The 12,237-nt window shown below is 45.9% G+C and carries 10 protein-coding genes; 7 read left to right on the top strand and 3 right to left on the bottom strand.

Annotated elements, in window-relative coordinates; genetic code table 11:
- Window positions 1-359 precede the first annotated feature (359 nt).
- The 3 genes from QZ918_RS12750 (at window position 360) to glgB (ending at window position 4,079) form a co-directional block, all read left to right on the top strand.
- On the top strand, window positions 360-608 hold the full coding sequence (locus tag QZ918_RS12750; RefSeq protein WP_293335440.1) for a serine protease: 249 nt from the start codon (window positions 360-362) through the stop codon (window positions 606-608).
- Window positions 609-726: 118 nt separating this feature from the next.
- Window positions 727-1,398 (top strand): glutathione S-transferase family protein, encoded by a 672-nt coding sequence (locus QZ918_RS12745; protein WP_293335438.1) that lies wholly within the window; start codon window positions 727-729, stop codon window positions 1,396-1,398.
- Between the two features lie 386 nt (window positions 1,399-1,784).
- Window positions 1,785-4,079, top strand: a complete 2,295-nt coding sequence (gene glgB, locus QZ918_RS12740) for a 1,4-alpha-glucan branching enzyme (protein WP_293146587.1) — start codon at window positions 1,785-1,787, stop codon at window positions 4,077-4,079.
- 176 nt (window positions 4,080-4,255) lie between these two features.
- Here glgB and QZ918_RS12735 read toward each other — a convergent pair whose 3' ends face one another.
- From QZ918_RS12735 to QZ918_RS12725, 3 genes are all read right to left on the bottom strand, one after another.
- Complete coding sequence (locus QZ918_RS12735; protein ID WP_293335436.1) at window positions 4,256-5,173, bottom strand: glycosyltransferase family 2 protein; 918 nt, start codon at window positions 5,171-5,173, stop codon at window positions 4,256-4,258.
- A gap of 269 nt (window positions 5,174-5,442) precedes the next feature.
- The gene (gene hpsJ-B / locus QZ918_RS12730) at window positions 5,443-6,273 is read right to left on the bottom strand and encodes a hormogonium polysaccharide biosynthesis protein HpsJ (protein ID WP_293146585.1); all 831 of its coding nucleotides are present in this window, start codon (window positions 6,271-6,273) and stop codon (window positions 5,443-5,445) included.
- A gap of 381 nt (window positions 6,274-6,654) precedes the next feature.
- Window positions 6,655-7,644 (bottom strand): transposase, encoded by a 990-nt coding sequence (locus QZ918_RS12725; protein WP_527250403.1) that lies wholly within the window; start codon window positions 7,642-7,644, stop codon window positions 6,655-6,657.
- Between the two features lie 736 nt (window positions 7,645-8,380).
- Here QZ918_RS12725 and QZ918_RS12720 point away from each other — a divergent pair.
- The 4 genes from QZ918_RS12720 (at window position 8,381) to QZ918_RS12705 (ending at window position 12,081) form a co-directional block, all read left to right on the top strand.
- Window positions 8,381-8,875: an adenylyltransferase/cytidyltransferase family protein gene (locus QZ918_RS12720; RefSeq protein WP_293335531.1), complete on the top strand. Its 495-nt coding sequence runs from the start codon at window positions 8,381-8,383 to the stop codon at window positions 8,873-8,875.
- Between the two features lie 208 nt (window positions 8,876-9,083).
- The gene (locus QZ918_RS12715) at window positions 9,084-10,301 is read left to right on the top strand and encodes an RNA-guided endonuclease InsQ/TnpB family protein (protein WP_293335434.1); all 1,218 of its coding nucleotides are present in this window, start codon (window positions 9,084-9,086) and stop codon (window positions 10,299-10,301) included.
- A gap of 141 nt (window positions 10,302-10,442) precedes the next feature.
- Entirely contained in the window at window positions 10,443-11,312 is an 870-nt protein-coding gene (locus QZ918_RS12710) for an STAS domain-containing protein (protein WP_293146583.1), read from the top strand.
- 394 nt (window positions 11,313-11,706) lie between these two features.
- Window positions 11,707-12,081: an STAS domain-containing protein gene (locus QZ918_RS12705; protein WP_293146581.1), complete on the top strand. Its 375-nt coding sequence runs from the start codon at window positions 11,707-11,709 to the stop codon at window positions 12,079-12,081.
- Window positions 12,082-12,237 lie beyond the last annotated feature (156 nt).

Here is a 12,237-nt window from a genome sequence, read left to right as displayed (position 1 = left end):
AATCCGGGGATCTGATAGCAGCGGTCATAGAGTTCACCAAATTTACGTATAGAGGGCAGCTTCAGCTTGAGTAAGGTTAGGAGTTTTTGCGGTTGCCGATCGCCAATTTCTGGAAATCTCGGTTATCCTTACCAAAGATACCTCACAAACCACCCAACCCATCCTACCACTGGTCTCTTTGACTTCTAGATTTGCCAAAAAAATGAATTTTTTGCCGGTTCGCCAGAATCAATGTGAAATTTATTAATAAATGCAGTATTGTAATCAACGAGCGAATCGTCGATCTATTCGTGCCAGCATTGTTTCTCAAGTACACTATTCCCTTCCTTGCGATGGGTTTTGAATGTTAAGGAGTGTTTATGAACAAGGGATTAATTCGTTTGACTTTGGTAATTGGCATTGCAGCAGCCCTGGGTGCTTGCGGCGGTGAGGGTGGCAGTGGCGGTGGCGCTAGCCCCACTCCTGGTGGCGGTACAACTCCTCCTCCTCCTGTTTCTTCTCCAGCAACACCAAAGGAATCTCCAAAGGCTTCTCCTGGGGCTGAGAAGTCTCCTGGCGCTGAAAAGTCTCCAGCAGCCACTACTTCTCCCTCTCCTAAAAAGCCCTAACTAGGCGATCGCGGAGTACAACCCCAACGGGCCTAGCCTCCGAGTGAAAAATGGTTCGCTCTTCGCATTTTTCAATCTCATCAGTCTAGGCCTCAAGTTGGGTGTTATTTTTTGTCAGATGCTTTTACTACAGTTCAGTACCTCCCCTTACTGCCGCAAAGTCCGCTTAGCCCTTGGTTACAAGGGAATCCCCTTTCAAGTAGAAAATTTGACTCCGGGCCTGCACGTTTTGAAACTCAAGCCTCTCACGGGGGGTTTGAGGACAGTCCCGGTACTGCTGCCTCAAATTGAAGGTCAACCAGGGGCGATCGCCGACTCGACGCAAATTTTGCACTGGATAGAGTCTAGTTTTCCTTCAAAGTCCCTGTTACCCGCAGGCGAAAGTTTGCAAGCAGAGGCTTGGATGCTGGAAGACTGGCTCGATGAAAGCATCGGCATTGCCACTCGATTTGTTTACTACGAGTTTCGCGCTGGTGCGGGCAAGGAAATCGACCCGTCTGTTTTGAGCCAGTTAGTAATTCAGTTAGCGCGCCGCCAGTTCGGCATTAACCACGCTTCGGCAAAACTCGCCGAGTTGCGCCTGAGCGCTGCTTTAGACCTGTTACAGCGTCGCTGGCAAGATGGTTCCTATTTGGTAGGCGACTCCTTGAGCGTGGCAGATATTACTGCTGCCGCGCTGCTGAGTCCTTTAGCTTTGATTCCTCAATACCGGATTGAGCATCCTTGGCTGTTGGAGCGCATTGCCAACATTCACCAAGTTTGCGGCGAAACCCTGCCTCCGGGATTTTAAAAGATACCTGTCGGGCGATCGCCCCAGCCTGAAAATTCCACTAATTAATCATCATTGAGTTCTCGGCCAAACTCACCCTCCTTGGCCCACCTGAGTTTGGCACATTGACCATAATTTGAAAAAAACTTATATCACACAGGTTAAAAAAAGTCAAGAATATTATCTAAAAAATATAAATTTTTCAATTTGTTTTAATATTTCTATACTTAGATGTTAGCCCTTAGCAGTAAAAGCACAGCTTGGTCGCCAGCAAGGCAAGAGCGCGCGCAAGGATTGCAGTAAGCGTGGTAGCATTAGCGATCAAAAATGTATCCAAATGTAAAGTGCAGCTCCGCTCTAGGTTTTGAAAGCCGCCATTTAGTCAAAAGATTGAGGTAAGTAGTTTTATGCCCGCGACCGTCCCCTTTGAACAGATTGACCGGATTGTTTGGAATCAGCACCACGATCCATTTGAAGTGCTAGGCCCCCACGCTACGCAAGAAAATGGCAAAAAAGTCTGGGTCGTCCGAGCTTATCTGCCGAATGCCGAAGCAGTATCGGTAGTTTTGCCTGAAGCGAGGGCCGAATACCCGATGAAATCAGAACATCACCCTCACTTTTTTGAATGTACGATCGACACCCCAGAACTAGCAAACTATCAACTGCGAGTCAAAGAAGGGGAACACGAACGCTTTATCTACGATCCCTACGCCTTTCGATCGCCCAAACTCACAGAATTTGACCTTCACCTATTCTCAGAAGGCAACCACCACCGGATTTACGAAAAACTAGGAGCCCACTTCACCGAAGTAGACGGCATTACAGGAGTATATTTTGCAGTTTGGGCTCCGAATGCCCGCAACGTATCAGTATTAGGCGATTTCAACCTGTGGGACGGCCGCAAACATCAAATGCGGAAATCCCAAAACGGCATCTGGGAATTATTCATTCCGGGACTATCCTACGGAACTCACTACAAATACGAAGTGAAAAACCAAGACGGACATCCCTACGAAAAGTCCGACCCCTACGGTTTCCAGCAAGAGGTACGGCCCAAAACAGCCTCAATAGTCACCGACTTAGATACCTACACTTGGCACGATAGCGCTTGGATCGAACAGCGGCGGCACACAGACCAACTGACGCAGCCGGTTTCGGTTTACGAATGCCACATCGGTTCTTGGCTGCACGCGGGTACAGCCGAACCTGCCGTACTGCCAAACGGCGAAATAGAACCAGCAGTGTCGGTTTCGGAACTGAATCCGGGCGCGCGCTTTTTGACTTACCGCGAATTGGCCGATCGGCTAATTCCCTACGTCAAAGACTTAGGATTCACCCACATCGAAATGTTGCCCATTGCCGAACATCCCTTCGACGGTTCCTGGGGCTATCAAGTAACAGGCTATTTCGCCCCAACATCCCGCTACGGCACACCAGAAGATTTCATGTATTTTGTTGACCAGTGCCACGCCGCAGGGATAGGCGTACTGGTAGATTGGGTGCCGGGACATTTCCCCAAAGACGGTCACGGTTTAGCCTTCTTTGACGGAACTCACTTGTACGAACACGCCGATCCCCGCAAGGGCGAGCACAAAGAGTGGGGAACCCTAGTATTTAACTACGGCCGCAACGAAGTGCGGAATTTCCTAGTATCAAATGCTCTGTTCTGGTTTGACAAGTATCACATCGACGGCATTCGCGTAGACGCAGTAGCCTCGATGTTGTACTTAGATTACTGCCGCGAACCCGGAGAATGGCTGACCAACCAGTACGGTGGACGCGAAAATATCGAGGCGGCAGATTTTCTGCGCCAGACAAATCACGTCATTTTTAGCTATTTCCCAGGCGCATTGTCGATCGCCGAAGAATCTACCTCTTGGCCGATGGTATCTTGGCCAACCTATGTAGGCGGTTTGGGCTTCAACCTCAAGTGGAACATGGGTTGGATGCACGATATGCTCGACTACTACCACATGGATCCGTGGTTCCGGCAGTTCCACCAAAACAACATAACTTTCAGTATGTGGTACAACCACAGCGAGAATTTCATGCTGGCCTTGTCCCACGATGAAGTCGTCCACGGCAAGGCCCACATCATCGGGAAAATGCCAGGGGACGAATGGCAAAAGTTTGCAAACGTGCGGTGTTTGTTTACCTTTATGTTTGCCCATCCCGGAAAGAAAACCATGTTTATGGGGATGGAGTTCGGCCAGTGGCAAGAGTGGAACGTTTGGGGCGATTTGGAGTGGCAGTTGCTGCAATTTGAGCCACACCAAAAGTTGAAGCTATTTTTCAAGGATTTGAACAATTTGTACCGCAGCGAAACGGCACTTTACAGTCAAGATTTTGCTGAGGATGGGTTTGAGTGGATTGATTGCAGCGACAACAGACACAGCGTGGTAGCCTTTGTGCGCCGCGAGAAGGATGGCGATCAGTTTGTGATTACTGTGTGCAATTTTACGCCGCAGCCCCACTCTCACTATCGCGTCGGAGTGCCGGAACCGGGTTTCTATACGGAGTTGTTTAACAGCGACGCGCGGGAGTACGGCGGCAGCAATATGGGGAATTTGGGAGGTAAGTGGACTGATGAGTGGTGGTTCCACAACAGCGCTTATTCGATCGACTTGTGTCTGCCGCCTTTGGGTGTGTTGATCTTAAAGATCGATCGCGAAAAAACAGCAGCAAAATCTCAAGAGTTTTAAGTTAACAATCAAAACTTGATTAAACCTCAAACTTTGAGGTTATTCAGAAACCCGGCTTCTCCAAGAAACCGGTTTTTTTTTCTCACTATTAGATTAGGTACGTTGTTGCGCTTAAGCGCTCTTTCTTATATCTATCAAAGAGCGCTTAAGCGCAACAACATACCAAGGCTTAATTTTTAACTACGAGTATCGGAAGCACCAAGATTATAAGAAACTTTAGATGGCTCAACTTTCACTACCTCGGAAATAGACTGTTCTTCCCCTGCTTTCAAATTCGGCAGTGGCATATGCTTCATTTCCCAAACTTTGAGCAAAATTAGATATTCATAAAAAGCTTGTAGCGTGCACCAAGCCAATCCAGCTTGACCGTCAAGAAATCCGCCGAGTAAAATATACATATAGAAAAAGCGCACCACAGGCCGCAAAGGCAAACGCAAAGAAAAATCTTTCAAAGCGCGGCGCCTTTCCACCTCCGACGCGCCAAACAATAAATCCCACCAATTTACTTGACCGGCTGCTAATTGGCGGAGAGTTTCCGCCGCCTCGTCAGTCGAGTAGCGGTTGTGCTTTTCAATCCAGCGAGAAAGACCTTTGCTGCAAGTATAGTGAGGGTAGGTTTCCTTCAAAAAGTGAGTGGGCCCGTTGCAGACTTCCCGTTCAGTGTGACCGTAGTCAGTAAACCATACTTGGTCTTTGCGAAACAGGCGCATTTGATAGCGCGGATATTGAGTGCTGCGACGAATCCAGCGCTCCATAAATATTACTTTTTCAGCTACGTAATAACCGATATATTCTTGACTTTCGATCGCCTTTAAGCATTCAGCAAACAGTGCAGGCGTCATCCGCTCGTCAGCTTCCAGGATGTAAACCCATTCGTACTTGCATTCTACTTCTTGAAGCATCCAAGTCCGCTGGCGTCCGTGAGTTTCAAAGCGGTGCTGCACTGTTTGCACGGGATAGTTTTGAACAATCTCAAGGGTGCGATCGCTGCTGAAAGAATCAACTACAATGATATCGTCACAAAGCAGTGCCGATTCAATGCAAGCGGCGATATCAATCTCTTCGTTGTAAGTCAGAATATAAATTGAGAACATTCCCAGCTTTCAGTAAGGGCAAACTATAGCAGAAGGAAGAAGGAAGAAGGAAGAAGTAAGAAGGAAGAAGTAAGAAGTAAGAAGTAAGAAGGAAGAAGGAAGAAGTAAGAAGTAAGAAGGAAGAAGGAAGAAGTAAGAAGTAAGAAGTAAGAAGTAAGAAGGTTTCAGCAATTAACAGCGTCCTAACTACTAGGTGCAGTTGCTATATTCAGCAGATCAAGTATTTCTTAGGGATATCTCGACTTGCGCGTTCCGAGCAGTCGGGTCGATCAATTTTTGCGGTGGCCGAACCGCAGAATTCCCATACTTCTGAGTCCACTCCAACCAACAGTAATGTAGCCGATCGCCAACAGCAAACTGTTGATTCCAGTCTGCAAACTCGAATTTCTCGATCGAGTTCTCAACTCTTTCTCTTTTTGTTGCTTCTGGGTACCAATCTCTTTGCGAGCTTGATTTGGCAGTTCTTGGGCTTGCTGTTCCAAGAACTTATCGAGGGCTTTCGGGTCATTTTTCGACTCCTGAAGCACGGCTTTCAATTCCTTGGGAAGATTTGGATTCTTGAGTTCTTGTTGCAGCTTCCCGTCGTCTTGCAGTAGCGCGCCTATCTGGTTCCGGAGAAGGCTTTTACGCTGTTCTAACTCAGATTTATACTGCTCGCTTTTAATTTGGGCATCTAGTTTAGCTTCTGCTTGTCCGGCTTCCTTATCGAGTAGAACCAGAGCATCCTTGAGTTCCAGGCGAGTATTGTTGAGATGAACGGGAACCAGCAATAGGTAAATTAGCCCTAACAAGCTGGAAATCAATAGTGCCCAAAATCGCAAATCAACCCAAACATTGCGCCGGTCAATAGAGACTCCACTGCTGCTGTCCACCCAAAAGCCCGTCATCAGCAGGGCGATCCCCATCAAAGGAATAATGCCCCGGTCAACTATCTGAGTTGCTGCGGCCAACTGCCAGCCTCGATTGCTCATGTCCGAGATTTCTCCCGGCAGCGATAGAACAATGCTGTTAAGCAAGGCAGAGAGAATCAAGATAATCCCGACTACTTTGAGAGTGCGAGCAGCTACTGAAGAAAATTGACGGCTGTTAGTTGCTTTCATAATTGCTGTTAGATAATTCTACACTGTTAGATTAAACGAAATTTTGTTTAATGAGTTGACTGATGAGAGGGTTCAATTGCTCTTCCTCACTGATTGCTTCGTTTGGGGAGATCGCGCGGCCGGTGCCACACCATCGCAGAGGTTAAGTCCCGAATCTGTGCAAACAGGAGTCCTGAATCTGAAAAGGGCTGCTGAGACGGGAAACTCCGCACGCGAAAGACGAATCAAACCGTCCCCCATTTGATGATTTGGGAAGTCCCAACAAGATGCTTGCACAGGTTGGTACTTCAGGTTATTTTCCACCAAAATAGCTCGATCGGGTAATCGCCTCAAATTTCCTCCCACCAGTTGCTAAGCTGTCAGTCATTTAAATTTATTGCCTCAACCCCTTACAGTATGGGGTCTGGCACACAAATAGTGCAGTTTGAATGTCGAACAGCTTACCCCAAACACTTTGCCAAAATATTCAATCCAATTTCTAAAAGTTGTCCAAGCCGCATCAGATATCGACTTGGATAGCTTTTTGTTTTTGACCATGTTCTTCACCTGCAAGTCTTCATAGGCTACCAAGTCGTTAGACTGGACTACGCACCTTGCCAATTTCACAGCAAAGTCTTTACGTCGCCTACTTACCTTAAGGTGTTTTTTGTTCAAGCGATTTCTCGCCTTATCTCTGTTTTTGGAACCCTTTTTGGTTCTGGAGAGTCTCCGATTAAGTCGTTTTAGCGACTTCTCTGATTTTCTTAGATGACGCGGGTTCTCGACGGTATTACCGTCAGAGTCCGTGTAGAAATGAGTTAGCCCTACATCCAAACCGATAGTTTTCCTGGTCGGTTCACGCTTTTCGTTGCGTTCAGCGTCAATACAAAATTGCACATAGTAGCCGTCTGCCCGACGAACTACGCGCACCCGTTTAATTTGATTTAGCTGATATTCGTGCAACTCGCGACTTCCCCATAACTTGAAAGAACCTGCTTTGAAGCCATCACTGAAGTTGATGCTTCTTCTGTCTTCATAAAGTTTCCACCCACAAGTCTTGTATTCTACAGAACCGTGCGACGAGTGCTTTTTGAAGCGCGGAAAACCTTTCTTTCCTGGTTTTGCCTTTTTGCAGTTGTCGAAGAACCGCGCAATTGATGACCAAGCTCTTTCTGCGGAAGCCTGCCTAGCCATTGAATTAAGCTTGGTGGCCCAAGGAAATTCCTTGGCAAGAACTACGCAATAAGCGCTTAAGTCGTAGCGACCCACCCCTTTCGTATCCATCCAGTATCTGATGCAGCTATTACGAATGAAGCGAGCAGTACGAATGGCTTCGTCTAGCCGTTCGTACTGCTCGCTTTTTCCTTCTAGCTTGGCTTCAAATACTAACATTTACGTTACCGAACCGGATATAAAAACTCTAACACAGTTCTGGTAGAATTAAAGCTGTCCTAAAAGGACGGGGCTTTAGACCCAAATTTTTGGTAAGATTTAGGTGTGTTTCACCGCTATATTTCTCGCTTGCCAGATGGCGTGGCACTTTCATCCCCTGTCTTATAGTAATTGATCTCACAGAGATCTGAAAGAAATAATTGTTTCCCAATCTTTTGAACCTCCAATTACCAACTGCACAACACGGCAGTCACTTGCTCGATTTGAGATTTTCTGTTTTCGATTGTAGGATTTGTACCTATTGACAAAAACAATGCAACTTTCGGCTGGTTCTCGAACCCATACAGAATAAGTCATTCCTCATCGCCTACCGCGCTCTTGAAAATCGAAATTTTTATTACTCGATAGATGAATCTGGGAGTTTGAACTCTTAGTCTCAAATTTGGGGCTGCTGGCGGCTGTGGGAAAGCAAGTATCGATTTTTTTGGTGGGAGGAGAGATACAGGAGTAGCTATTTTCCGCTTTTTCCTTCTGTTTGCCGGAAAGCGCAGCCGAAGGGCATTCTTGTTTGTTGCTTCCTCCCTAAGAGCGATCAATTACTAATTACCAATTACTAATTACCAATTACTAATTATTGGCAGCTCGATCGCTGGCTCGTTCAATGGCAAACGCGCTCTTATCTCACATTTTTTGCTATGATGATTCATCGCCGTGCATTTTTTTAGTTATGACTGTAATGATTTCGGGTGTTTACACGTTGGGAGAACTTGAAAGATCGATCGCCTCCGATCCTCAAAAGTGGCGTCCGATGGTGTTTACTAACGGCTGCTTCGATATCCTGCACGCGGGGCACGTCCGCTATTTGCAGGCGGCAAAAGCTTTGGGGCGATCGCTCGTGGTGGGCTTGAATAGCGATGTTAGCGTGCAAGCTATCAAACCGCAGCAGCCAGGATTGCCACCCCGCCCGATCGTACCGGAAATTCAGCGAGCCGAAGTGCTGGCTGCTCTCAAACCAGTGGACGGCGTAGTAATTTTTTCCGAAATTACAGCTACTAAACTGATAACTATCCTGAAGCCTGATATATACGTTAAAGGAGGTGACTATCAACTCGAAACTCTGCCGGAAGCACCGGCAGTTATTGCCGGAGGTGGCAAGATTTCCTTGATCGAAATAGAAGTTCCGAGTTCTACCAGTGCGATCGTCAAACGCATTTTGCAGTTAGGCCTTTAACCCCCGATCGCAAATAGCAAATAGTGAGCTAAACTCAGAAGTTACCCCATCCAAAATACCAAGAGTGCGATCGCTCGTACAATTTTATAAGAAATACCCTGAAAACCCTGCGATTTTAGTCAAGGGATGAAAGGGGATTTGAGGATTTATCCTGCCAGTTAAATATTGACCAATTCTAGTAAAATCAATCAAGGAGGGTAAAAAAAAGATGTACGCAGTACAAAGAGACCTGTGGCATTTAACAGGACTCGACAAAACCATTGTCGAGCAACTGTTGAGGTGGTCAAACAATCTGTTTAATGTAGGGACTTACGAAAGTCGGCAACGGTACTTTAAGGACAAAGGTGCAATTAAATACCCAGATTTGTACAAAATTGCCAAAGGCAACGAGAATTACGGCTTACTCTACTCGCAAGTCGCGCAACAATCTTTAAAATCGGTCGCTGAATCCTTTAGCTCTTTCCGAACCCTACAAAAGTTAGCCAAGAAAGGAGAGCTTAATCAAAAACCGAGGCTACCCAAGTACAGGACTAAAGGGGCGATGTACCAAGTTTCCTATCCTGGTCAAGCTTTAAAAATAGTGGGTAATCGGGTACGATTGCCTTTAGGAACCAAAGGCAAAGAACACTTTGGGACAGATGCGCTCTGGGTGACTTTACCAGAAAGACTGAAAGATTGCCAGATTAAAGAACTCAGGCTAATCCCTAGAAATGGCGAAGTCTGGCTTGAGTATGTTTATGAAAGTCTAACTGAACAAGCCGCTAGTTGTAGTCTGGAAGTAACAGGGGTTTTGGGAATCGACCACGGCATCAATAACTGGTTGACTTGTGTTTCTAGTAATAGTAAGCCTTTCATCATTGATGGTCGAAAGCTGAAGTCTTGGAACCAGTGGTTTAATAAGGAAAAAGCGCGAGTGCAATCGGCGCACACTCAATACAAGTTACCCAAAGGTTTCTCGTCAAAAAGACTGCAACAGTTGTCAGAAACCCGCGGCAGAAGGATGAGAGATGCAGTAAATAAAGCAGTTAGAAGCATAATAGGGTATTGCGAAAATCACCAAATCAATGTCGTAGTTTTTGGCTGGAATAAAGGACAGAAGCAAGAAGTCAATATGGGAAAAAATACTAATCAAAACTTTGTCCAAATACCCACAGCTAAAGTCAAAGATAGACTACAACAAGAGTGCGCTCTCAGGGGATGGAGATTTGTAGAGCAAGACGAATCCTACACCTCAAAAGCTAGCTTCTTGGATCGAGACGTACTGCCAGTGAAAGTTGGTGAAAAACCCGACAATTGGCAACCGTCTGGTAAAAGAATTAAACGAGGTTTGTACCGTTCTGCTCAGAAATTAATTCTGAATGCAGATGTTAACGGTGCGGCAAACATCATTAGGAAATCAATCATTTGCCATAGACTCAATAATTGAGCGAGTGGGTAGCGGGTTACTGACTAACCCTTTAAGAATTAAACTTTGGGCGGATTCATCCCCCCAAAGTTTGTCCTTAAGAATCCCCGCGTCTTCAGACCAGGGAGTGTCAACCAAATTGCTAAGCAGGAGATAATTTTAATGGAACTTACAAGCAATCACACGATCGCGGAAATCCTCGAAAAAAACAAAGCTGAGTTACTAGCAGACTGGCTCAAAGAACTGCAAAACACCGGGCTGCGGCGGGACGACTTGATGAGAGCGAAGGAATTGCGATCGGAGTGTCAAGAGTTCCTGCAATTGCTCCAAATAGCTGTGGGACACGGTAACTTGAGCGACATCCAGACACCAGAGTGGGAAAATATGCGGCTGCTGCTGGCCGAAGTTTCGCGATCGCGCGTTCAGAGGGGCTTTACCCCATCGGAGATAGCCAGTTTTATCTTATGCTTCAAAAAGCCATTGTTCGATCGGCTTTGTCGCGAATTGACACAAAACCGCGACGCACTTGTCGAACAACTTTGGCTTTCCACCAGCTTATTAGACCAGCTCGGTCTTTGGGTGACAGAAATCTTTCTTAAAGCCCGCGAAGAAGTCATCGAACGCCAGCAGCAAGAAATGCTCGAATTGTCAACACCTGTAGTCAAACTTTGGCAAGGTATTCTCGCTTTACCCATGATTGGAACTCTTGACAGCGCCCGCACTCAAATAGTGATGGAAACTCTGTTGCAGGAAATCATGGAAACAGGCTCAGAATTTGCAATTTTAGATATTACAGGGGTGCCGACTGTTGATACTTTAGTCGCTCAACATTTATTGAAAACTGTAGCCGCCGCCCGTTTGATGGGTACTGAGTGCATCATCAGCGGCATTCGCCCGCAAATCGCTCAAACCATCGTTCATTTGGGAGTTGATTTGCAGGATATTCTGACTAAAGCGACTTTGGCAGATGCTTTTAAAGTAGCTTTGCAACGCCAAGGTTTAACTATTAAAAATATTAAAGAGGAAAGATAAAAAAAATGGGAATTGGGCAAACAGGGCATTGGGCAAACAGGTCATTGGGAATTGGGCAAACAGGGCATTGGCCAAACAGGGCATTGGTAATTGGTAATTGGTAATTGGTAAGTAGATGAGTATAAAAATACATCAATATGTCCGAAGAGAGCGAAACGAAGTGAAGCGAAGCATAAGCCCTTCGGGCAGGCTTCGCCAACGCAGGGATTACTGGGGTTTTACATTCTGTTACATGAGGTGGTTTATTTGCGCCTACCTACCTACCTACCTACCTACTTAATTGGTAATTTGGAATTGGTAATTTGGAATTGCTCTGTCTATTACATTGACAACCGCTATATTGTGTTTGTGCCTAAAAACTTATTTAATTCAAAACTCAAATAGAGGTGAATTTATGGAACGGATCCCTATTCTGCAAATGGGAGAATTTCTGTTAGTGACCATCCAAGTAGATATGCACGATCGCTTGGCAATGACGTTGCAAGACGACTTGACAAACCGCATAGTAAAAACAGGAGTCAAAGGAGTTTTAATCGAAATTTCTTCCCTGGAAATCGTAGATTCTTTTATCGGTCGCATTCTCAACAATATCGCTACCATGTCCCGATTTTTAGATGCAGAAACAGTTGTGGTGGGGATGCAGCCGGCGGTGGCGATTACGCTGGTTGAATTGGGGCTTTCTTTGACAGGAGTTAGGACAGCTTTAAGCGTTGAGAAGGGGATGAATTTATTGCGGAAATCCTTGGGTTTGTCTGATTCAGAGGTGTAAAAAGTCAATGATTTGTCCGGTGATTTAGAGACAGATAATTTAAAAACAGGTTGTTTTTTCAGTTGACAGTTGACAGTTGACAGTTGACAATTGACAACGACCTCTACCCAGAAGGAAGACTATTGGAGTAATGAATCATCTGATATTATGTCTGCT

The organism is Microcoleus sp. CAWBG58 (assembly GCF_020883045.1).
Classification (GTDB): Bacteria; Cyanobacteriota; Cyanobacteriia; order Cyanobacteriales; family Microcoleaceae; genus Microcoleus.
This window is presented reverse-complemented; position numbering and strand designations above follow the sequence as displayed.